The organism is Prescottella equi, from assembly GCF_002094305.1.
Classification (GTDB): domain Bacteria; phylum Actinomycetota; class Actinomycetes; order Mycobacteriales; family Mycobacteriaceae; genus Prescottella; species Prescottella equi.
In genome coordinates this window covers 167088-188920 of sequence record NZ_LWTX01000004.1, presented here as the reverse complement: position 1 = coordinate 188920, position 21833 = coordinate 167088, and the positions used below count along the sequence as shown (strand labels likewise).

18 protein-coding genes are annotated in these 21833 nt (G+C 69.7%); 10 read left to right on the top strand and 8 right to left on the bottom strand.

Annotated elements, in window-relative coordinates; translation table 11 throughout:
* The first annotated feature begins 6 nt into the window (after positions 1 to 6).
* The 3 genes from A6I89_RS13090 to A6I89_RS13075 all read left to right on the top strand — a co-directional run bounded on the left by A6I89_RS13090 (position 7) and on the right by A6I89_RS13075 (position 6923).
* Complete coding sequence (locus A6I89_RS13090; RefSeq protein ID WP_022595912.1) at positions 7 to 4179, top strand: TIGR02680 family protein; 4173 nt, start codon at positions 7 to 9, stop codon at positions 4177 to 4179.
* A gap of 480 nt (positions 4180 to 4659) precedes the next feature.
* The gene (locus tag A6I89_RS13080; protein ID WP_022595911.1) at positions 4660 to 5496 is read left to right on the top strand and encodes a glycoside hydrolase family 19 protein; all 837 of its coding nucleotides are present in this window, start codon (positions 4660 to 4662) and stop codon (positions 5494 to 5496) included.
* 170 nt (positions 5497 to 5666) lie between these two features.
* Complete coding sequence (locus tag A6I89_RS13075; RefSeq protein ID WP_005513257.1) at positions 5667 to 6923, top strand: Nramp family divalent metal transporter; 1257 nt, start codon at positions 5667 to 5669, stop codon at positions 6921 to 6923.
* 14 nt (positions 6924 to 6937) lie between these two features.
* Here the strand turns inward: A6I89_RS13075 and A6I89_RS13070 are convergent, their stop codons facing one another.
* A complete protein-coding gene (locus A6I89_RS13070) occupies positions 6938 to 7900 on the bottom strand; it encodes an antibiotic biosynthesis monooxygenase (RefSeq protein WP_022595910.1) in 963 nt (320 codons plus the stop codon).
* A 1-nt stretch (position 7901) separates the two neighbouring features.
* Positions 7902 to 8468, bottom strand: a complete 567-nt coding sequence (locus A6I89_RS13065) for a nucleoside deaminase (RefSeq protein WP_022595909.1) — start codon at positions 8466 to 8468, stop codon at positions 7902 to 7904.
* A gap of 216 nt (positions 8469 to 8684) precedes the next feature.
* Here A6I89_RS13065 and A6I89_RS13060 point away from each other — a divergent pair, with 216 nt between their 5' ends.
* Positions 8685 to 9962, top strand: a complete 1278-nt coding sequence (locus A6I89_RS13060; protein ID WP_022595908.1) for an ATP-binding protein — start codon at positions 8685 to 8687, stop codon at positions 9960 to 9962.
* A 1-nt stretch (position 9963) separates the two neighbouring features.
* On the opposite strand, the gene mshC is transcribed toward A6I89_RS13060, so the two are convergent.
* Entirely contained in the window at positions 9964 to 11205 is a 1242-nt protein-coding gene (mshC, locus tag A6I89_RS13055; protein ID WP_022595907.1) for a cysteine--1-D-myo-inosityl 2-amino-2-deoxy-alpha-D-glucopyranoside ligase, read from the bottom strand.
* Positions 11206 to 11215: 10 nt separating this feature from the next.
* Positions 11216 to 13363, bottom strand: coding sequence for an MMPL family transporter (locus A6I89_RS13050; RefSeq protein ID WP_022595906.1), 2148 nt, complete (start codon positions 13361 to 13363; stop codon positions 11216 to 11218).
* Positions 13364 to 13451: 88 nt separating this feature from the next.
* Here A6I89_RS13050 and A6I89_RS13045 point away from each other — a divergent pair, with 88 nt between their 5' ends.
* Positions 13452 to 13910, top strand: a complete 459-nt coding sequence (locus A6I89_RS13045) for a MarR family winged helix-turn-helix transcriptional regulator (protein WP_022595905.1) — start codon at positions 13452 to 13454, stop codon at positions 13908 to 13910.
* Here the strand turns inward: A6I89_RS13045 and A6I89_RS13040 are convergent.
* Genes A6I89_RS13040 through A6I89_RS13025 form a run of 4 tightly spaced genes read right to left on the bottom strand, consistent with a single transcriptional unit; the run spans position 13907 to position 16938 of the window.
* A complete protein-coding gene (locus A6I89_RS13040; RefSeq protein ID WP_005513265.1) occupies positions 13907 to 14728 on the bottom strand; it encodes an SCO1664 family protein in 822 nt (273 codons plus the stop codon). The genes A6I89_RS13045 and A6I89_RS13040 overlap by 4 nt on opposite strands.
* A gap of 5 nt (positions 14729 to 14733) precedes the next feature.
* Positions 14734 to 15327, bottom strand: coding sequence for a DUF3090 domain-containing protein (locus A6I89_RS13035; RefSeq protein ID WP_022595904.1), 594 nt, complete (start codon positions 15325 to 15327; stop codon positions 14734 to 14736).
* Between the two features lie 39 nt (positions 15328 to 15366).
* Positions 15367 to 16056 carry a histidine phosphatase family protein gene (locus A6I89_RS13030; protein ID WP_013415997.1) on the bottom strand — a complete coding sequence of 230 codons (690 nt, stop codon included), beginning with the start codon at positions 16054 to 16056 and terminating at the stop codon, positions 15367 to 15369.
* 36 nt (positions 16057 to 16092) lie between these two features.
* Entirely contained in the window at positions 16093 to 16938 is an 846-nt protein-coding gene (locus tag A6I89_RS13025; RefSeq protein ID WP_172504580.1) for an undecaprenyl-diphosphate phosphatase, read from the bottom strand.
* Between the two features lie 207 nt (positions 16939 to 17145).
* On the opposite strand from A6I89_RS13025, the gene A6I89_RS13020 reads away from it, so the two are divergent.
* From A6I89_RS13020 to A6I89_RS13000, 5 genes are all read left to right on the top strand, one after another.
* Entirely contained in the window at positions 17146 to 18081 is a 936-nt protein-coding gene (locus A6I89_RS13020; RefSeq protein ID WP_005513270.1) for an aldo/keto reductase, read from the top strand.
* A gap of 116 nt (positions 18082 to 18197) precedes the next feature.
* Complete coding sequence (locus A6I89_RS13015) at positions 18198 to 18881, top strand: biliverdin-producing heme oxygenase (RefSeq protein ID WP_005513272.1); 684 nt, start codon at positions 18198 to 18200, stop codon at positions 18879 to 18881.
* Positions 18878 to 19897 carry a heme/hemin ABC transporter substrate-binding protein gene (locus tag A6I89_RS13010; protein ID WP_041674236.1) on the top strand — a complete coding sequence of 340 codons (1020 nt, stop codon included), beginning with the start codon at positions 18878 to 18880 and terminating at the stop codon, positions 19895 to 19897. Before A6I89_RS13015 ends, A6I89_RS13010 begins: the two co-directional genes overlap by 4 nt.
* A complete protein-coding gene (locus tag A6I89_RS13005) occupies positions 19894 to 20952 on the top strand; it encodes a FecCD family ABC transporter permease (protein WP_022595898.1) in 1059 nt (352 codons plus the stop codon). The genes A6I89_RS13010 and A6I89_RS13005 overlap by 4 nt, the downstream gene beginning before the upstream one ends.
* Complete coding sequence (locus A6I89_RS13000; protein ID WP_022595897.1) at positions 20952 to 21818, top strand: heme ABC transporter ATP-binding protein; 867 nt, start codon at positions 20952 to 20954, stop codon at positions 21816 to 21818. The genes A6I89_RS13005 and A6I89_RS13000 overlap by 1 nt, the downstream gene beginning before the upstream one ends.
* Positions 21819 to 21833: the final 15 nt, after the last annotated feature.

Below are 21833 nucleotides of genomic sequence, written 5' to 3'. Positions count from 1 at the left end.
TTTCGCATGGCATCTGCGCGTTTCAAGCCGACCCGCGCCGGGATCATCAATCTCTGGGACTACCGCGACCAGGAGTTCTCGTTCGCGGACGGCCGGCTGGTGCTCCGGGGCCCGAACGGTTCGGGCAAGACGAAGGCGCTCGAGGTGCTGTTCCCGTTCGTGTTCGACGGCCGCATCGAGCCGCGGCGACTGAACCCGTTCGCGGGCGAGGAGCGGACGATGAAGTCCAATCTGCTGTATCGGGGCCAGGATTCGGCGCACTCCTACGTGTGGATGGAGTTCGCCCGCGGGCCGCAGGACGACCCCGAGGCCGTCACCGTCGGAATCGGCATGCGCGCGAGCCGGCAGAACGACAAGGTCACCCGGTGGTACTTCGTCGCCGACGGCCGGGTCGGCGTGGACTTCTCGCTCCTCGGCGACGACGACCGGCCGTTGACGAAGAAGCAGCTCGCCGAACAGCTCGGCAGCGACGCGATCACCGATCGTCCCGTCGACTACCGCGCCGCCATCGATGCGCGGCTGTTCGGGCTCGGCGCCGAACGGTACGACCAGCTGATCAACCTGATCCTGACGCTGCGGCGTCCGCAGCTGGCGAAGAACCTCGACCCCAAGGGGCTGTCGCAGGCCCTCACGGACGGTCTGCGCCCGCTCGACGAGCAGCTCGTGCTCGAGGCGGCCCGCTCCTTCAGCGACATGGAGGAGGTAGGCCGCGCCCTCGAGGGTCTGGCCGCCGCGGATCAGGCGGCGCAGAGCTTCGTGACCGTGTACTCGAAGTATCTGGCGCAGCAGGCCCGCACGGACGTCGAACAGGTGGCGCGACGCCTCGAATCGGTGGACCGCGCCCGGTCGGTGCTCGACGCGGCGGTCGCGCTGCAATCGTCGCGACAGGAGGAGCGACTGCTCGCCGAGGACCGCTTCACCGCCGCCGAGCGCGCCCTCGAGCAGGCCCGCGCCGACCTCGACACCCTGCAACGCTCGGGTGCCTACGAGGGCAAACAGCAGCTCGACGACCTCGCGGCCGCCGTGGCACAGCTGAAGCTGTCGACCGAGCAGCAGGCAGACAAGGCCCGCAAGGCGCAGGCCACGCTCGAACAGCGCACCGGCGAGGCAACGCGCGCCACCGAATCGGTGCGGACCGCCACCGCGGCACTGGTACGCGCCGAGACCGAACTGGCCGAGGCCGCCGAGCAGGCCGGCATCGCGTGGACCCCGCTGCCGGAGGGCTCGCGATCGGATCAGATCATCGCCGCGGTCCGCGGGCACGCCGAGGAACGCGACGGCGACGTCCGCGCCGTGCGCGCCGCCCTCGCCACCGTCGAGAAGGCGAACACCGAACGCGAACGCGCGGACCGGGCCGCCGACAAGGGGCGCGAACTGCTCGAGGCCGCACAGGCCGCGGTCGCCGAAGCCGAGGCGACGGTGGAGCTGGCCCGGGCGGATTGCGCGGCGGCGTTGCGCTCCTGGTGGACCGAGCATTCCGCCGACTACGCCGCGATCGGCGTGACCGCGGACCTGTTCGCGGCACTGGACAAGGCGCTCGCGCAGGCCGGCGACGACGACTCCCCCAGCCTGAGCACCGTGCTGCACGAGCACGTCGAATCCGCGCTCGACGAGCAGCGGGCCCGCCGCCGCGAGGCCGCCGCCGCGCAGGCGGCCGCGACCGCCCGGATCGCGGAACTGCAGACCGACCGCAAGCACGTCGCCGCCGAGAAGGACGACGCCCCTGCCCGATTCGCGTCCCGCACCGGGGACCGCAGCGAGCTGCCCGGAGCTCCGCTGTGGCGTCTCGTGCGCTTCGCCGACGACGTCGAACCCGTCATCGCTGCAGGCGTCGAGTCCGCGCTCGCTGCCGCGAACCTCCTCGACGGGTGGGTGCTTCCCACCGACGATGCGCCGGCCGACATCGAGTCCGAGCAGTTCCTCGAGCCGCTGCCGGAAGACCGCCGCCCGCAGGGCGCGACCCTCGCCGACGTGCTCGCCGTGGAAAGCGATACCGGAGTGCCCGAAGATCGGGTCCGGGCGATCCTCGACTCGGTCTCGCTGGACCGCGACGGCAGCGCCCGCGACACGCACGTCGGGATCGGAGTCGACGGACGGTTCTGGCAGGGCATAGCGCGGGGCCGGCACGTCAAGGCCGACGCCGAGTACATCGGCACCACGGCGCGCGAACGTCGCCGCGCCCAGCGCATCGACGAACTCGACGCCGAGATCACCGCGGCGGAGGACGCCCGGACCGCCGCCCGCGCGGTCGAAGGCGACGCGAAGGCACTGCTCGACACGCTCGCGGGCGCCGCGAAGTCGCTTCCGCGCACCGGTGCCGTCCTCGCCGCGCTCAAGAAGCTGACCGAAGCGGCCGGAGCGCTGCGAACCCGGTCGGAGTCGACCGAGTCTTCCGGCCAGGAACTCGACCAGGCCATCGCCGATCACACGGCGAAGGAGAAGCAACTTCGCGCCGTCGCGGTCGCGCATCGGGTGTCGCACCACGCCCGTGACGTCGATGCCCTCGCCGCGTCGATCCGGCACTTCGAGAGCCAGGGCGAACAGCTGTTGCGCTGCCGCCGGGAGCACGAGAAGGAACTGGAACTCCACCGTGAGGCCGAGGACCGGCTCGAGGAGGCCCGCGGCAACACCGAGGAGTTCGTCGAGGAGGCAGCGGTCGCCGAGGAGAACTACGCGCAGCAGGTCTCGCGCCTCGAGACGCTGCGCGAGGCGTTGGGAGCGAGCGCCGAACAGATCGATGCCGATCTCGAGGAAGCGCGGGCGCGGATCGAGGTATGCAAGACCGAACAGCGGGCGGCACGCAAGGCCTACGACGCGGCGGTCGAGCAGATCGGCAAGGCCGAGGGTGCGCACAACGCAGCCGTCGAAGGACTGCGCAGCGCGCTCACCGAGACCCGGACCGACGCCGACCGACTGGCACCGTACGCGCGACGTGACCTCCTCGACCTGCTGCGGGTCGAGGGCGAGCACACCTGGCCGCAGAGTGCGGCCGCGTGGCTCACCCCGGACCAGCTCGTCTACCGGATCGTCACCGAGGGCGATCCGGACGCACCGATCCTGCCGGCCGAGGTCGCGGCGCTCTATCGCGCGATGGACGCCGCGACCGCGTCCGTCCGGACCAGCGAGAACGCGAAGAAGTCGACCCGGTCGGCGCTCACCGCGGCACTGCAGGACTTCGACGCGCAACTGGCCGCGGCTGGTCAGGACTACCGCCTGCAGTGGGACGCGCCGGACGGGCTGACCGTCGTCCGAGTCCAGGACGATCAGGGCTACTCGTCGATCGGCGAGTTCTCGACGCGGATCGCGGCGGCACGTCAGGACCAGGAGGTCCTGCTCACCGACTCCGAGCGGCGCATCCTCGAGGACGCGCTGCTGACCGGCCTCGCCCAGCAGATCCACGAGCGCACCGCGGACGCCCGTGACCTGATCGCCCAGATGGGTGCCGAGATGCGCGAGCGGCGCATGTCGTCGGGCAGCACGATCGGCGTGCACTGGGTACTCGCCGACAACCTCGACGACACCTCCCGTGCAGTGTCCAAGCTGTTGGACCGCGCGCCCGCGGCGTTGAGTGCCGACGAGCTGGCGACCATCCGCGCCCACTTCGCGGCGCAGGTGCGCATCGCCCGGGCTGCGCACCCGGAGCGCTCGTACCCCGAGATCCTCGCGTCGGCGCTCGACTACCGCCGGTGGCGGGTGTTCTCGTTCACATTGATCGGCGGGGACGGCAGCGAGGACCGTCTCACCGTGGCGCGGCACAGCGCGCTGTCCGGTGGCGAGCAGTCGGTATCCCTGCACCTTCCGCTGTTCGCTGCCGCGCACGTGATGCTCTCGTCGGCCGATCCGCACTCGCCCCGCCTGCTGGGCCTCGACGAGGCCTTCGCTGGTGTCGACGACAACGGGCGCAGCGAATTGCTGGGTCTGAGTGTCCAGTTCGATCTCGACCTGTTCATGACCGGCTACGACCTCTGGATCACGTACCCGGGCGTTCCGGGGTGCGCGCATTACGACCTGGCGCACTCGACAGCCGAACAGAGCGTCAGCGCGGCACTGCTCGTCTGGTCCGGCGGCGACCTGCTCGCCGAGCACGACGGCAGCGATCTCGCCCGGGCCCTGGGGTCACCGCTGCGCCGCCGCGTCCCCGCCACGGCGGACGGTGGTCTGGAGTTCGCGGACGCGTAGGGACGCCGGGCGGCGCCGTTCGTTGCCCCCACCCGAGGAGGCCGACGGGTCGAGGCACGGGGTCGCAGACATGTATCGGTCGGCGGCGGTGATGTCACGAACCGATGTCACGAACCGGTCCCGTGGGCGCCGATCGCGGTTCATCTTCGCGCTGATGCGGAGCCGATTGCGGGGCTGGAAGGTCACGACGAGGGGTTTCCCTCCCCACCCGAGCCACGACGAAAAGCTCACCTACCAGGGCTGAGGGCACAAAACCCGCAACGACACGCCGACAGATTTGTGATCTGAATCACTTTCGGTGCCCAGAGTGGCGCTCGTCTCGATCACTTGAAGATCTTTGGTAACGGCCTGTTATCTGGTTGTGACATTGCCGTGACCACCCGGTGATCCGACGGTCTCGATCCCGAGGACCACTTCCGATGATACCGGTGTTCACGCCCGACGCGGCTGCACCCGCAGCCCCCAGCCGGAGCATGAGCCTTGCACAACACTCCTGACTGCACGACCGATCGCAAGAGCGGCACCCAGCGCGGACTCCTGTCGCGAGCCCGTGTCGCCGTCCTCGCAACCGCCACCGTCGCCGGGCTCTGCGCCGGCAACCTCGCGACCGGACCGGTCGCCTCCGCGAGCGTCACGCCTTCGTTACCCACCGCGCCCGCCCAGTTCCTCGACACCGCCGGCCTGCTGAAGGCGCTGGAGCTGCCCCAGTCCTCGACCGCTCCCGCACCCGTCCCGCAGGCGCGCGTCGTGCCGGAACCTGCACTGCCGGCACCCCCGCCCCCGCCGGCCCCCGCGTCCGTCACCCTGGACGAGCTCGTCAACATCGTCCCGCAGGTGGCGCCCGACCGCTTGGCACAGTACGTCGCACCGCTCAACGAGGCACTCGCGAAGGCCGCGATCGACACCCCGCTCCGCAAGGCCGCATTCATCGCCCAGCTCGTGGTCGAATCCGACTCGTTCCGCACGTTCGAGGAGTACGCGTCCGGTCGCGCCTACGAGGGCCGCTCGGATCTCGGCAACTTCGCACCCGGCGACGGCGAGCGGTTCAAGGGTCGCGGCGCAATCCAGGTGACCGGACGCCACAACTACGAGAGTGTGAGCCAGTACCTCGGGATCGACTTCGTCGCGAACCCCGAGCTGATGGCGACACCGGAGAACGCCTTCGAGACCGCCGCCTGGTACTGGCAGTCCCGCAACCTCAATGCCGTGTCGGACTCCGGCAGCATCGAGAACGTCTCCCGCATCGTCAACGGCGGGACCCACGGCCTGCCGCAGCGCATCGACAGCTTCCAGCGCGCGCTCTCCGTCTTCCACTGACGGCCCACCTCGTCGCCCCCTGCCGGACACCCCGTCCGGCAGGGGGCGATTCGCGTTGAACCCGCGTCGATTGAAAGTTCGGCTCCCCGAACTCTATAGTACGAATAAGCGAATCACCGCGCGTTCGGTGCTCGCTGCCCGTACCCGGCAAGTTCGACGAGCGGAGTCCCGTGAGCACCGAGATCGACGCCCCCACCCCGCTCCGACGGCGCGGTGGGGGTCTGCGCTCCGTAGCCCTCATGGGTCCCGCTTTCGTCGCCGCAATCGCATACGTCGACCCGGGCAACGTCGCGGCCAATCTCACCGCCGGCGCCAAGTACGGCTACCTCCTCGTGTGGGTACTCGTGCTCGCAAACGCGATGGCGGTCCTGATCCAGTACCTCTCGGCGAAGCTCGGCCTGGTCACCGGGCGATCCCTGCCGGAGATGCTGGGCCGGCGACTGCGGAAGGGCAACCGCCGCGCGTTCTGGCTGCAAGCGGAGGCGATGGCCGCCGCGACCGACCTCGCAGAAGTGATCGGCGGCGCCATCGCGCTGCATCTACTGTTCGGCCTGCCTCTGTTCGTCGGCGGCCTGGTCACCGGCGTGGTGTCGATGGTCATCCTGTCCGTCCAGTCGCGCCGCGGCCAACGAACCTTCGAATTCGTGGTGATGGGACTGCTGGCGATCATCACGATCGGCTTCCTCGCCGGACTGTTCTTCACCGATGTCGCGGTCGGCGAGGCGGCGACCGGCCTGCTGCCGCGCTTCGAGGGCACCGAGACCGTGCTGCTCGCGGCCGGCATGCTCGGGGCCACCGTCATGCCGCACGCCATCTACGTGCACTCCGCACTCGCCCGCGATCGGCACGGCGCGGCAGGGCACGGCCCTCGCCTGCACCGTCTGTTGCGGGTCACGCGATGGGACGTCACGGCGGCACTCGTCGTGGCAGGCGGAGTCAACATCGGCATGCTGCTCCTCGCCGCGTCGGCGTTGCGCGGGGTCCCGGGCACCGACAGCATCGAGGGCGCCCACGCCGCCATCCAGGCGTCGCTCGGCCCCGGCATAGCGGTCGTCTTCGCCGTCGGCCTGCTCGCATCCGGCCTGGCGTCAACATCGGTGGGGTGCGCCGCCGGGTCCGAGATCATGCACGGCCTGCTGAACATGCGGATCCCGGTACTCACCCGACGAGTAGTCACCCTCATCCCCGCTCTGATCGTGCTCGGGATCGGCGTCGATCCGACGTACGCGCTCGTGATCAGTCAGGTCGTGCTGAGCCTGTGCATCCCGTTCGCACTGGTCCCACTCGTGCGGATGACGTCGGATCCCGAGTTGATGGGTCCCGAACGGAACGCCCCCGCCACCACCGCCGTCGCGTGGATCTGTGTCGGACTCGTCACGGCGCTGAACATCGCGCTGTTGTGGCTGACCGTGACGGGGTCGGGGTAGCGGGAGGTCCGCGATCAGGGCAGGGACCACACCACCGTGGTCGCGAGCCAGAACACGACTGCCGCCACTGCGAGGAATCCCACCGAGACCACCAGCCCGATCGTGTCGCAGCGCCCGCTCGACGCGTCGCCCGGTTCGAGCCAGAAACACAGGACTCGGGTGACCACGGGCATCACCACCCACGTCAGAAGACACACCGAGGCGATGTTGCCGATCAGCAGACTCGCCCACAGGGGCGCGTCCGGCCACAACTCGTCGATGGTGATGGTGAGAACCACGACCAGCGGGTACAGCCCCACCAGCACCGACAACGCGGTCTTCCACGACGGCACCTTCGCCTCCCCGGCCCCGCCCGCCGAGAACCACGATCCGTACGGACTCGGGATCGGCCGCACGGTGAAGTCCCTGAACTCCTGTCCCTCAGCGAGCAGCGCCGCCCGTTCCGGTGACCCGAGCCACCGGTCGAGGTCCGCCTGGGAATCGAACGTGAACAGGATCGTCCAGTCCTCCTGCACCCCCGGTATCGGAGGGTGCCACTCTGAGCCCCGAAAGCCCGGGAACGTCTTCTCCGCGTCGGTGATTCGGTGCTGCCACGCCACGAACTCGGGCTCGCGGCCCGGCACCGGCGGATGCGACACCACGACGGTCACCGCCTCCGAAGCGTTCTCGGGCAGCACGTTCTGGGTGGGTGTCTCGGCGAACAGAGCGGCGCCGCCGTCCACCAGTTTCCGCCGCCGGCCGCTGTCGAGCCAGGCGCGGAGGTGATCGAGCGAATCGAAGCTGTACACCACCGACCACTCGGAGCCGCCCATCGACGGCGGCACCATCTCCGAACCGAGGAAACCGACGAACGTCGCTGCGGCCGAATCCACTTCGCCCTGCCATCGCCGGAAGTCGGCGTCGGCCCCCGGGCGGAGCCGATGGGTGACGACGACCGTCGCGGGTCGAGGATTGCTCGCAGGCGGCTCGGGCGCCATGTCAGTACGGATGTTTGTCGGGCTTCTCGGCCCACGTCGCGTACGCAGCGGCGCCCAGGTCGGCGCGCAGTTGCTCGACCTTGATGGACCGCTCCGCGAGCGGACGGGTGAAATCCTCGTACTGGAACGCGTCGTCGAAGCCGATGTGGCTCGTGGCCGCCAGATCACTCGCGAAGTACACCGCGTCGAGCCGTGACCAGTAGATCGCACTCATACACATCGGACACGGCGCCCCGCACGTGTAGATCTCCATCCCCATCAGCATCCGTGCCCGTTCGGGTACCCGATCCGGCGAGCCCTCCGGCCGCGGCACCAGCTTCAGGGTGGACTCGTCGACATGCTCGCGCGAGATGCTCGGCGCCGCCGCGTTGAGTACCTGGACGGCCTTGCGGATGGCCTCGATCTCGCCGTGGGCCGTGACGTCGCCGGTGAGCAGGACGCGGTTCTGGCCGCGCGCGACGATGTCCCCGTCACGGGCGATCACCGCCCCGAACGGACCACCCCAGTTGTTCTCGACCGACTCGATCGCGAGTCGGCACGCCTCGTTCATGAGCTCGTCCGGTGTCATGGCCGACCGCCTCCACACGTCGCAGGGACCCCCACAATCTAACGACCAGGTGAGGCGCACCACAGCGGTTTGGCGTCGAACATGCAGATGACCAGGGGATTTGCCGCATATCAGGGTCGTTGCAATTCCCGCCTCGGGCTGACAGCCCCGAGAGCGCGGTGTCTACTCGTAGGACCCGACGACGTGACCGACCCGATCGGATCGAGGTGACCGCACATGCCGGTGTGGCGATTGCGCGACTTCCAGAACGACGACCTGGACCAGGCCATCCAGATCTGGGACCAGAGTCGCATCCCGGGCTCGTCCGAACCGGTGTTCACACTCGCGGAGGTGATGGCGGCGGCCCGCGCCGGCCAGCCCGCGGTGGTCGCAACCGTCGGGGACGAACTGGTGGGCATGGCGGTCGCACAGGTGCACGGCGAACGGGCGTGGATCCTGCTCGTCGCGCTCGGCTCACGCTGGCGCAACCGTGGCATCGGGAGCGCCCTGCTCGCGAACCTCGAGCGACGACTGCGCAGCGCGGGCGCCCACCGCATCTCGGCGGTGATGCCCGATGCCGCCACCGGATCCGCGGCGTTCGAGCACTCGGGATACCTCCGTCGCGACGGCCTGGTCTATTACGAACTGCTCGAACCGTTGGGCCCGGACAAGACTCTGCTCAGTGAGCTCGGCGGCCGGGTGATGCCGGAAGGACTGTGGCACACCATGTCCGGCATGGAGGGAGTCAAGGAGGTCATCGAGCGCCGCATCGTCTCGCCGCTCGAGAACCCCGACCTCGCCGACCGCTACGGCGTTCAGCCGCCCAAGGCGGTGATCCTGTTCGGCCCGCCCGGCACGGGCAAGACCAGCTTCGCCAAGGCCATCGCGTCACGCCTCGACTGGCCGTTCGTCGAACTGTTCCCGTCCCGCCTCGCCGCATCGTCCGAGGGCGGGCTCGCCGCGTCCCTGCGCGAGGTGTTCGCGGATCTGGCCGAACTCGACGAGGTGGTGTTGTTCATCGACGAAGTCGAGGAGATCGCAAGCGCCCGAACCGGAGTCGCCACCAACCCCGCGCACGGCGTCACGAACGAACTGCTCAAACTCATTCCCGCGTTCCGGGAGGGCGAGCGCCGACTGATGGTCTGTGCCACCAACTCGGTGCATGCCCTCGACTCCGCTTTCCTGCGGCCGGGGCGCTTCGACTACGTGATCCCCGTGGGGCCGCCCGACGAGCCGGCCCGCAAGGCCGTCTGGCACCGGTATCTCGGCGCATCGGCTGCGCACGTCGATCTCGATCGACTCGTCGAGGCGAGCGAGCTGTTCACCCCGGCCGACATCGAGTTCGCGTCCCGGAAGGGTTCTCAGGCCGCTTTTGAACGCGAGGTCACCGAGCGATCGGGCAGACCGGCCACCACCGACGACTACCTCACGGCGATCGCCGACACCCGACCGACCCTCACCACCGAACTGCTCACCGAATTCGAGGCGGACAGCGAGAAGTTCACCCGGCTGTAGGTCAGCGCAGTTCGACGCCCAGCAGCGCATCCACCGCGTCCGCGAAGGCACCGGGCGCCCCCGCGTCCGGTCCCCCGTGATCGACGGCACGCCGGGCCCAGCCGTCGAGCGCGTCGAGGGCCTTGGGGGTGTCCAGGTCGTCCGCGAGATGCTGCCGCAGCCGCGCCACGGTGTCCTCGGCCGACGGGGCGGACTCGAGCGCGGCGGCCTTGCGCCACAACGCGAGCCGCTCCTGCGCGTCTGCCAGCACCTGATCGGTCCACGGACGGTCGACCCGGTAGTGCCCCGAGAGCAGACCGAGCCGGATCGCGGCAGGATCGACACCCTCGCCGCGCAGCTTCGAGACGAACACGAGGTTGCCGCGACTCTTGGACATCTTCTCGCCGTCCAGACCGATCATGCCGGTGTGCACGTAGTGGCGGGCGAAACGATCGGTGCCGGTGGCAGATTCGGCGTGCGCCGCCGAGAACTCGTGGTGCGGGAAGATCAGGTCGCTACCGCCGCCCTGGATGTCGAAACCCGAGCCGATGCGGTTGAGCGCGATCGCGGCGCACTCGATGTGCCAGCCGGGACGGCCCGGGCCGAACGGCGACGGCCACGACGGCTCGCCCGGACGCTGCGCCCGCCACACCAGAGCATCGAGCGGATCCCGCTTGCCGGGCCGGTTCGGATCGCCGCCGCGCTCGGCGAAGAAGTGGACCATGGTCGCCCGGTCGTAGCCCGACTCGTAACCGAACTGCGCGGTCGCATCCGCGCGGAAGTAGACGTCGGGGTACTCGGGGTCGTCGACCACGTACGCCGCACCGGACGCGACGAACTTCTCGACCAACTCGACGACCTCGCCGATCGACTCCACAGCCCCGATGTAGTCCTGCGGCGGGAGCACCCGCAGCGCCTCCATGTCCTCACGGAAGAGCGCCGTCTCCCGCATGCCGAGCACCACCCAGTCCTCGCCGTCGCGGTCGGCGCGCTCGAACAGCGGGTCGTCGACGTCGGTGACGTTCTGCACGTAGTGCACCGCGTGACCGGCGTCCCGCAGCAGCCGGTTCACCAGGTCGAACGTCAGATAGGTGGCGGCGTGACCGAGGTGGGTCGCGTCGTACGGCGTGATGCCGCACACGTACATCTTCGCCGTCGCGCCCGGAGTGACCGGCCGCACCTGCCGATCCGCGGTGTCGTAGAGCCGGAGGGCAGGCCCCTGACCGGGCACGGACGGGACAGCGGTGTCGGACCAAGACTGCATGGGAACGAGCCTAGTGGAGAGTCGATTCCGCCCTCGCGGGCGGCGTGTCCGACGGCTCCGGCGCCGACGCCAGACGGCTCGGCCACCAGATCCGCTGTCCGATGTCGACGGTGAGCGCGGGCACCAGCAGCGACCGCACCAGCAGTGCGTCGAGCAGCACACCGAACGCCACGATGAACGCGAGCTGCGCGAGGAACAGCAGCGGGATCACCGCGAGCGCCGAGAACGTGGCCGCGAGCACCACACCGGCCGACGTGATCACTCCACCGGTCACGGTCAGCGCCCGGAGGGCGCCGCGCCGAGTGCCGACGCGCAGCGACTCCTCCCGCACCCGGGTCATGAGGAAGATGTTGTAGTCGATCCCCAGCGCCACGAGGAACACGAACGCGAACAGCGGAACCACCGGGTCCGCGCCCGGGAAGCCGAGCAGGTGGTCGAACACCAGCGACGACACCCCGAGGGTTGCGGCGAACGAGAGCACGACGGTGCCCATCAGCAGCAGCGGCGCCAGCAGCGATCGAAGGAGCAGCGCGAGGATCGCGAACACCACCGCGATCACGACCGGGATGATGACCGTCCGGTCCCGGGTGGACGTGTTCTTGGTGTCCAGGTCCGTCGCGGTCGGACCGCCCACCAGCGCGTCGGCACCCGGAACCGCATGCACCGACTCGCGCAGTCGCTCGATCGTGCGCGCAGCGGCCAGCGAATCGGCCGGATCGGTGAGTGTCGCCTGGATCGCGACCCGGCCGTCGACGACCAGTGGGGTCGCCTCCCCCGGCGCCGTGACCGCTCGCGCGTCACTCACCCCGTCGACGCGGGACGCCGCGAGGACTCCGTCCAGAGCGCCGGCGTCGGCGATCACGACCGCGGGCGACCCCGAGCCCGCATCGAAGTGTTCCCCGAGGATCTGCTGGCCGGCCACGGAATCGACGTCGAGCAGGAAGATGTCGGACTGCGCCACGCCACTCGCCTTGAAGGTCGGCAGCAGCAACGCGAACGCGGCGAGCACGAGCGTGGACGCAACCCAGAACCGTCGCGGGTGCGCGCCCACCTTGCGCGCCAGCGCGCCCCAGAACCGGTGGTCGGCAGCCTCGTCCCGGTCGGCGTGCTCGGGGTCGTACGCCGGTCGCTTGGGCCAGAAGGCGACCCGCCCGAACAGCACGAGCACCGCAGGCAGGTACGTCATCGACGCCACGAAGGACGCCGCGATACCCAGGGCGGCGACGGGACCGAGACCGCGGTTGGAGTTGAGGTCGGACAGCAGCAGGCACAGCACGCCCGCGATCACCGTGCCGGCGGAGGCAGCGACCGGTTCGAGGGTGGCGCGCCACGCCCGCTTCATCGCGTCGAACCGGTCCGGCGCGTTGTGGAGCTCCTCGCGGTAGCGCGCCACCAACAGCAGTGCGTAGTCGGTTGCGGCACCGAACACCAGGATGAACAGGATGCCCTGGCTCTGCCCGTTCAGTGCGATCGCACCGGCATCGGCCAGCAGATAGACGAGCAGGCTCGCGAGTCCCAGCGCGAACACTGCGGACGAGAGCACCAGGAACGGCAGCAGCGGACTGCGGTAGACGATCACGAGGATCAGCAGGACCACCGCGGCCGCCACCAGCAGCAGCAACCCGTCGATGCCCTTGAACGCCGTCGAGAGGTCGGCGACCTGCCCGGCCGGACCGGTCACCAGAACCGTCAGACCGTCCGGCGGGCTGCTCAGATCCGTCCGCAACGTCTCGACACTGTCGCCGACGTCGACCGTCGAATCGATCGGCACGATCATCTGCAGCGCGCGGCCGTCCTGCGACGGGATCGGCGGTGAGGTCTCGTCACCGAATCCCGGCTGCCCCGCGACCGAGGCGCCCACCCGTGCGAGGAAATCCGAGTCCGACGGCGTTGTCCCCGAATCGCGTTCGGCGACGACGATGGCCGGTACGAAACGGGTGTCGGTGAAGCCGTCGTAGCGGGCACCCGCCTCGGTGGCCTCCGCGGACGACGGCAGGAAGGCGGTGTTGTCGTTCTGCTGGACCTCACCGAGCTTGCCGGCGAACGGCCCGCCGAAACCGCCGACGCCCAGCCACACCAGGACCAGGACCGCCGGGAGCAGCCACCGCCACCGGGAGGTGCGGCGCGTTGTGGAGTTGCTGGTTGCCGGCTTGCTCACGGGGCCTCCGGGGTCGGTGGACGGCTACTCTCGGAACACTTCCCCTCGGAGTTTATTCAGCCCACTGAACAATTGCACGGAGACGCCCTTGACCGAGCCCGCCCCGAACCGTCCGCCGGAGACCGGAGGCTTCGACACCTGGCCCACGGGGCGGTTGCTGTCGACCGCGGCTCGCCTGGTCGAGCACTCGTGGGAACAGGTGCTGCGCGCACACGGCACCACCCACGCCGGATTGATCGCGTTGCACAGTCTCACCGACGGACCTCGCTCCCAGCGCGACATGGCGCGCGCATGCCGGGTCACCGACCAGACGATGAGCCGCACCGTCGAGCGGCTCGAGCGCGGCGGCTTCGTCACCCGCGCCACCGATCCCGGCGACGAACGTCGACAGCGCGTCACGATCACCGCGTCGGGCCGCGACATCTACACCCGACTGCTCGCCTTCGAACAGGACGACGACTCGCTCACCTCGGGTGTTTCCGATCCCCCCGCGTTACGCGCGCTCCTGATCGAACTGATCCGCGCCCGCCACGAACCGGCGGATTAGAACGCCGGCCACGGAATGGGCCGGGAGCCCGACGGATGCGGCATGACCGGATCCCGGACCAGCATCCGCACGCGGTCGCGCAATGCGTCGATCTCCCGGAGCGTGATGTGCTCGGCCAGCACCGCGGGCAGTTCGTCGCCGGAGAGGCGCTCGGCGAGCGCAGCCAGGTCGGCCACGAGGTCGTCCGCGATCGACGTGCCCGCCCATCCCCACAGCACCGTCCGGAGCTTGTTCTCCTCGTGCAGGCAGATGCCGTGATCCACGCCGTACACCCAGCCGTCGACGCCCTCGAGCGCGTGGCCACCCTTGCGGTCCGCGTTGTTCAGCACCACGTCGAGCACGGCCATCCGCTGCAGCCGCGGGTCGTCGGCATGGATCAGCGAGACCTCTGCACCCTGGACGTCGAGCGCCCGCAGCACCTCGAGCCAGCCCGGTGGCACCTCCTCGGGCGGGCAGATGTCCACCAGATCGGGTTGGCCGCCCTCCTCGGGACGGCGCTCCGGGGTCTCGATCCACCGTTGGACCATGCCCGGACCGAACGGACCGTCCCGCAGGATGGTGGGCGGGATGACGCCCCAGCCGAGTTCCTCGGAAATCAGGTACGAGGCCACCTCGCGCCCGGCGAGGGTCCCGTCCGGAAAGTCCCACAGCGGCTGCTCGCCGCGAATCGGCTTGTACACACACCGCACCGATCGCCCGTCCGTCGACGCATCACACACGAGGGTCGCGTTGCTGGCGTGCACGATCCGGCCGACCAGGGTCAGCTCGCCCTCCGCGAGCAGTGCACCGTCGGCGGGATCGAGGGGCTCGATCGGCACCGCGGTCAGAGCTCTTCCCCGAACTCGACGGAGGAATCGAACCCGGCGATCCGGCGATAGCCGTTGGTGCGGATGCACACGTGTCCGTCCGCACCGAGCGGTTCCCCGCACAGGGGACACGGGGCGCGCCCGGCCGCGACGACCCGCTCGGACCGCAACGCGAACTCGCGGGCCTGCAACGGGGTCAGGAACACCCGAACGGCGTCGGGGCCTTCTTCCGTGTCGTCGAGAACCACCGACTCGTCGAACTCGGTCTCGCTCACCGCGAGCAACTCGACCACGACCGACTCCGCCTCGGCGTCCCAGCCGAGTCCCATCGTGCCCACCCGGAACTCCACGTCCAGCGGCGTCACCAACGGGCTCAGATCGTCCAGCTCGCCGGTCTCGGGCGGCACCGCCGTGCCGAACCGGCGATGAACCTCCTCGAGGAGCAGACCCATCCTGTCCGCGAGCACCTGCACCTGCTGCTTCTCGAGCAGCACGCTCACCACCCGGGCGTCGTGCACGGCCTGGAGAAAGAAGGACCGGTCGCCCGGCTCGCCGACCGTCCCCGCTACGAATCGATCAGGGGTGCGGAAAACGTGTATCGCGCGCGGCATTGCACCTCCTCGAATTCTTCGTACCGCCTCATTATCCGCCTAGTCGCCGTTACCGACCTCACCTCCGGGAACGGGCTCGCGCGCGTCGGGCTTGTGCCCCTGCCCGTCGAGGCCGGTCAAGTCTCCGCCGGTGTCGTTCATACGCAGGACGTACGGTCTGGTGTCCGTGTACCGGATCACGCTGATCGAGGCGGGCTCGGTGACGATTCGCTGGAATCCGTCCAGGTGCGTGCCGACCGCGTCGGCGAGCACCGCCTTGATCACGTCGCCGTGACTGCAGGCCACCCACAGCACGTCGCCGCCGTGTTCCTCGGCGAGTCGCCGATCGTGCTCCCGCACCGCGACGACGGCACGTGCCTGAACCTGGGCCAGGCCTTCCCCGCCGGGGAAGACAGCCGCGGAGGCGTGCTGCTGGACGACCTTCCAGAGCGGTTCCTCGACGAGTTCCTTCAGCTCACGCCCGGTCCACTGTCCGTAGTCGACTTCGACCAATCGGTCGTCGACTCGGGGGGTGAGGCCACGATCGACGGCCAACGGAGCGACCGTCTGTTCGCAGCGCAGCAGCGGCGAATGGACGATCTCCACCACCGAGAGTCCGGCCAAACGCTCGACCACCCTCTTCGCCTGCTCCACACCCAACTCGTCGAGTGCGACGCCCGACGAGCGACCGGCCAGTGTGCGGGCCGTGTTCGCGGTCGAACGTCCGTGTCGGAGCAGGATCACCGTCATGCGTCACAGCCTAGTGGGATCGGGCTCGGACGCCGGTCACGTCGCCGAGACCACGCCGGTCGCGAGCAACACGAGCACGAGCGTCCCGAGCGCGATGCGGTATCCGACGAACCAGTACATCGAGTGGTTGACGACGAAGCGGAGCAGCCACGCGATCGAGGCGTAGCCGATGGCGAACGCGATGAGCGTCGCGACCAGCAGCTGCGGACCGGAGGCGTTGAGTCCCTCGCCTGCGGGCTCGAATGCATCCGGGAGACTGAACAACCCGGACGCCACGACCGCCGGGATCGCCAGCAGGAACGAGTACCTGGCGGCGGCCTCACGGGTCAGCCCCAGGAACAGGCCCGCGCTGATGGTGCCGCCCGAGCGGGAGACACCCGGAATGAGTGCGAGCGCCTGCGCCGAACCCATGATGATGCCGTCCCGGGCCCGCAGGTCCTCGATCGGACGGGTCTTGCGGCCGTAGTACTCGGCTGCGGCGATCACCATCGCGAACACGATCAGCATGGTCGCGATCAGCCAGAGATTCCTTGCGCCGGTACGAATCTGGTCCTTGAACAGAAAGCCCAGCACGCCCACCGGGATCGTGCCGAGAATCACATACCAGCCCATGCGGTAGTCGAGGTCCGAGCGGTGCTCGGCATGCAGCAGGCCCCGGAACCACGCGACGACGATGCGCCCGATGTCGCGCGCGAAGTACAGCAGCACAGCAGCTTCCGTGCCCAACTGGGTCACGGCGGTGAAGGACGCGCCGGCGTCGGTGCCGAAGAAGATCTCGGACACGATGCGCAAATGTCCGGACGAGGAGATCGGCAGGAACTCCGTCAGACCCTGCACCGCCCCCAGGACGATCGCCTGTAGCCAGGTCATGGCCTCGCCGATCACGCGCGGCACCCCGAGCCACTCGAGAAACGGGCAGTACCGCGGATGAGATTGGGGGCATCCGGATTACACGCATGTAGTCCAATTTTCACGGCTCAGACGGTACCCGGCGTGGCTGTACTCGGCGCGCCGTGCGCGCTACTAGTGTTCTTGATCGGCGGGTGCCACCCGCCGACGAATTCATCCGGTGTCGAGGCGTGGGCGGTTATGGAATACAGAGCAGTGGGAACGAGCGGGCTGCGAGTGTCGAGGCTCGGTCTGGGCACCCTGCACTGGGGCAGGGACACCGACGGCGACGAGGCTGCCGCACAGCTGTCCGCTTTCGTCGACGCGGGCGGCACCCTCGTCGACACCTCCCCCGCCTACGGCGACGGCAAGGCGCAGCGCCTACTCGCCGAACTCCTCGACGACGTCGTGCCGCGCGACTACCTCATCCTCGGCGGCAGCGCCGGGATCAACCCCTTCGCGCCGCCCGAGCAGCGGGTGGACTGCTCGCGCCGCGGACTGCTCACGCAACTCGACGCGACGCTGCGGGAACTCGGCACCGACCACCTCGACATGTGGCAGGTCGCGACGTGGGATCGGCTGACGCCCGTCGACGAGATCGCCGACACCCTCGACTTCGCGGTCACCAGCGGACGGGTGCGCTACACCGGCGCCCGGGGCTACCTCGGCTGGCAGCTGGCCACCGCCGCGGGCCGCTCGGGGCCGGGGCGACTGGTCGCCACCCAGGCCGAGTACTCGCTGCTCGCGCGGGGGGTCGAGGAAGAGTTGCTGCCGGCGGCGGCACACCACGGCATCGGCGTCTTCGCAGCGGTGCCGCTCGCAGGCGGCGTACTGACCGGCAAGTACCGGGACGGCATCCCGGCCGATTCCCGCGGCGCGGACCCCGCCCATGCCTCGGAGGTGCGCAGCTACCTCACCGAGTCGTCGATCCGGGTCGTCGACGCCGTCCTCACCGCCGCGGACGGGCTCGGCACGTCACCGCTCGCGGTCGCGCTCGCGTGGGCGCGCGACCGTCCCGGTATCGCGAGTGCCGTGGTCGGCGCTCGGGATCTGGCCCAGCTGACGGGCGTGCTGTCCGCCGAAGACCTCCGGCTTCCCCCGGCAATCGCTGCGGCGTTGGACGACGTGAGCGCGTGAATCGGGCGCGCGTCCAACTTTCGATTGATTCCCGGTATTTAGCGACGACAACCATGCGAGGATAGGCTAACCTCGTGTCCGTTGAGTTCGACGGATGTCGACGTGAAGGAGATCACATGGACGTGCTGGACCAGGGTACCGAAGCCGGCGAACTCGCCGGTTTCGCCGAGCGCATCAAGAGCGAGACCGATGCTGCTCACCGCGCCACCGAGCAGTCCCGATTCGTGGGTGATCTCCTCGCGGGCAAGCTCACCGAGGAGGGCTACGCGGCCCTGCTGGCGCAGACGTACCTGGTGTACGAAGCACTCGAGCGCGCTGCCGAGGCGCACGTCGCCGACCCCATCGCCGCGCCCTTCATCACCGACGATCTCGTCCGGCTGCCGTCCCTCGCCGCGGACCTCGAATTCCTCCTCGGACCCGGCTGGCGCGACCAGGTCGTCGCGACTCCCGCGACCGCCGCATACGTCGCCCGCCTCGAGGAGGTGGCGTTCGACTCTGCCGCCGATTTCGTGGCGCACCACTACCTGCGCTACATGGGCGACCTCTCGGGCGGCCAGATCATCCGCCGCATGCTCGAGCGCGCCTACGGCTACGAGGTCGACGGACTGCGCTTCTACATCTTCGACCGGATCGCCAAGCCGAAGGTCTTCAAGGACGAGTACCGCGCCAACCTCGACGCAGCACCGCTCTCCCCCGAGGAACAGGCTCGCTTCATCGCCGAGGTCAACCTCGCCTACGGTCTCAACGGTGCCCTCTTCGCGGACCTCGAAGCCGACATCGATCGTTACCTTGTGAAATGAGATCTGTGCTCTCCCGGCTCCTCGTCGTGGCCGCCTCGGCCGCGACCGTGGTCTCGCTCGCCGCGTGTACGTCGGTCCCCACCGGCGACACCGAGCAGCGCGGCCGGACCACCGCGGTGGTCGCCGACGCCGATCCGCGACCCGTCTCGAACGACCCCGTGCCCCAACTGCCGGTCACGGTGCGCAGCTTCGACGGCGTCGACGTCACCGTGACCGATGCCAGTCGCATCGTCACCGCGGACCGCTACGGCACGCTGACGGAGACGGTGTTCGCCCTCGGACTCGGCGACAACGTCGTCGGCCGCGACACGGCGTCGGCGTTCCCGGCTGCGAAGGACATCCCGAACGTCACCCCCGGCGGCCAGGCGATGAACGCGGAAGCGATCCTGAACCTCGCACCCACCGTCGTGCTGACCGACACCAGCATCGGCCCCAAGTCCGTCCAGGACCAGTTGCGTGCGGCCGGTGTCCCGGTGATCTTCTTCGATCCGACGCGCACCCTCGCGGGCGTCCCGGGGCAGATAACCGCCGTGGCGCAGGCGCTGGGCGTGCCGGGCCAGGGAGAGCAGCTCGTCGCGCGCACCGAACAGGAGATCGCGGACGCGAAGGCCATGGTCCCGGCCGGGTCCGAGAACTTGAAGATCGCCTTCCTCTACATGCGTGGGCCGTCGATCACCATGCTCGCCGGCCCCGGTTCGGGAGCCGATTCGCTGATCGCCGCGCTCGGGGCCACCGACGCCGGGACCGCGTCCGGACTGACCAGTGAGTTCGTTCCCATCACGAGTGAGGCCATGATCGCGTCGGCCCCGGACGTCATCCTGATGATGAGCGGTGGCCTCCAGTCGATCGGCGGCGTCGACGGGCTCGAGAAGATCCCGGGCATCGCACAGACACCCGCGGGCCGCAACGAACGTGTCGTCGACATGGCCGACACCATGCTGCTCAGCTTCGGTTCCAACACCGGCCAGGTTCTGGCGGCACTGGCCGAGGCGATCTACCACCCCGACGCGGAATGAGCACCGCCGTCGCCAGCCGGCCGAGAGTGCGGCCCGGCGCAGTCGTCGTCGGGCTGGTGGTCCTGCTGGCCCTGCTGGCGCTCGCGTCGGCATGCATCGGCCAGGTGCCCACCAGCCCCGCCGAGGTCCTCGGCAGCATCGCGCACCGCGTCGGACTCGACATCGGACCCCTGCCGTCGCATCCCAGCGGCGAGGTGACGCTGTGGCAGGTGCGCTTCCCGCGGGTGATCCTCGCGATCCTCGTCGGGGCGGCGTTGGGCTGTTCGGGCGCTCTCCTGCAGGGCGTGTTCTCCAATCCGCTCGCGGAACCCGGCGTCATCGGCGTCTCCGCGGGCGCGGCCGTCGGCGCCAGCGCGGCCATCGTCCTGGGCGGCGCGTTCACCGCGGGCCCCGCGGTGGCGGGCGCGGCGTTCGTGGCCGGCCTCGTCACCACGACATTGGTCTACCTGCTCGCCCGCTCGGACGGCCGCACCGAGGTCGTCACGCTCGTGCTCACCGGCGTCGCGATCAACGCCTTCGCGGGTGGTCTCATCGCGTTCTTCACGTTCGTGGCCAGCCCCGCGGCCCGCGACCAGATCGTCTTCTGGCAACTCGGCAGTCTCAACGGCGCCACCTGGAATGCCGTCGCGATCGTCGCTCCCATGGCGATCGCCGGTATCGCGGCGTCGATGCTGATCGCCCCCAAGCTGGACCTGCTCGCCCTCGGCGAGAGCGCGGCCCGGCATCTCGGCGTCGATGTCGAGAAGCTGCGCCTGATCGCCATCGTCATCGTCGCGGTGCTGGTCTCGTCCGGCGTCGCGTTCACCGGCATCATCCTGTTCGTCGGCCTGGTCGTCCCGCACGTGATGCGCATGCTGGTCGGCCCCGGACACCGTCTGCTGCTACCCGCCAGCGTGCTCGGCGGCGCGGTGGTCCTCCTCGCCGCCGACCTCGGTTCGCGCACCCTCGTGGAGAACGCCGATCTGCCGCTCGGCATGCTCACCTCGCTCGTCGGCGGGCCCTTCTTCTTCTGGCTCCTCCGCCGCACCCGGTCCCGGCAGGGAGGGTGGGCCTGATGGCATCGCTGCTCGACCGGGCCCGCAACCTGTTCGGTCGCGAGGTCACGGGACCGGGACGTACCGAGCCGGGCGCCGTCACCATGCGGGCCGCCGGCATCAGCGTCGAACGCGGCGGCCGCATCGTCCTCGACGGCGTCGACATCACGGTTCGCGCGGGCGAGGTCCTCGCCCTCGTCGGGCCGAACGGCGCCGGCAAGTCGACGCTGCTGGCCGCACTGTCCGGGGACCAGCCCGTCGCGAATGGCACCGTGGAACTCGACGGCCGGCCGCTCTCCGCGTGGACACCGGCCGAGATGTCGCGTCGCCGCGCGGTGCTGCCGCAGCAGCACACCGTCGGATTCTCGTTCACCGCTCGCGACGTGGTGCGCATGGGACGCGCCCCGTGGCAGCGCACCGATCGCAGCGCCGACGACGAGACGGTCGTCGACGAGAGCCTGGCGATCTGTGACGTCGCGCACCTCGCCGATCGACCGTTCAGCGTCCTGTCCGGCGGGGAACGGGCCCGCGTCGCCCTGGCCCGGGTCCTCGCGCAGGACACCGAGACGGTCCTCCTCGACGAGCCCACTGCGGCGCTGGACCTGGGTCATCAGGAGTCGGTGATGACGATCGCACGGGCCCGGGCCGCGAACGGCACCGCTGTCGTCGTCGTGCTGCACGACCTGGGGTTGGCCGCTGCCTACGCCGACCGCATCTGCATCCTCGAGGATGGGCGTGCCGCAGCCGACGGCACACCCGCCGAGGTCTTCACCGAGGAACTGCTCAGCCGCGTGTACGGGCATCCGGTCGAAGTGTTCGAGCATCCCCGTTCGGGCGCCACGCTGGTCCTTCCGCGCCGCGACGACGGTACTGCCACGCCGCACTGACCGCGTGTGGGTGTC

Bases quoted from the DNA above. Each gene is read 5' to 3' on its own strand.
- mshC (WP_022595907.1), bottom strand. From the start codon at position 11,205: ATGCAGTCTTGGTCCGACACCGCTGTCCCGTCCGTGCCCGGTCAGGGG.
- A6I89_RS13000 (WP_022595897.1), top strand. From the start codon at position 20,952: ATGGCATCGCTGCTCGACCGGGCCCGCAACCTGTTCGGTCGCGAGGTC.
- A6I89_RS13030 (WP_013415997.1), bottom strand. From the start codon at position 16,056: ATGACGGTGATCCTGCTCCGACACGGACGTTCGACCGCGAACACGGCC.
- A6I89_RS13020 (WP_005513270.1), top strand. From the start codon at position 17,146: ATGGAATACAGAGCAGTGGGAACGAGCGGGCTGCGAGTGTCGAGGCTC.
- A6I89_RS13010 (WP_041674236.1), top strand. From the start codon at position 18,878: ATGAGATCTGTGCTCTCCCGGCTCCTCGTCGTGGCCGCCTCGGCCGCG.
- A6I89_RS13060 (WP_022595908.1), top strand. From the start codon at position 8,685: ATGCCGGTGTGGCGATTGCGCGACTTCCAGAACGACGACCTGGACCAG.
- A6I89_RS13065 (WP_022595909.1), bottom strand. From the start codon at position 8,468: ATGACACCGGACGAGCTCATGAACGAGGCGTGCCGACTCGCGATCGAG.
- A6I89_RS13070 (WP_022595910.1), bottom strand. From the start codon at position 7,900: ATGGCGCCCGAGCCGCCTGCGAGCAATCCTCGACCCGCGACGGTCGTC.
- A6I89_RS13035 (WP_022595904.1), bottom strand. From the start codon at position 15,327: ATGCCGCGCGCGATACACGTTTTCCGCACCCCTGATCGATTCGTAGCG.
- A6I89_RS13015 (WP_005513272.1), top strand. From the start codon at position 18,198: ATGGACGTGCTGGACCAGGGTACCGAAGCCGGCGAACTCGCCGGTTTC.
- A6I89_RS13005 (WP_022595898.1), top strand. From the start codon at position 19,894: ATGAGCACCGCCGTCGCCAGCCGGCCGAGAGTGCGGCCCGGCGCAGTC.
- A6I89_RS13090 (WP_022595912.1), top strand. From the start codon at position 7: ATGGCATCTGCGCGTTTCAAGCCGACCCGCGCCGGGATCATCAATCTC.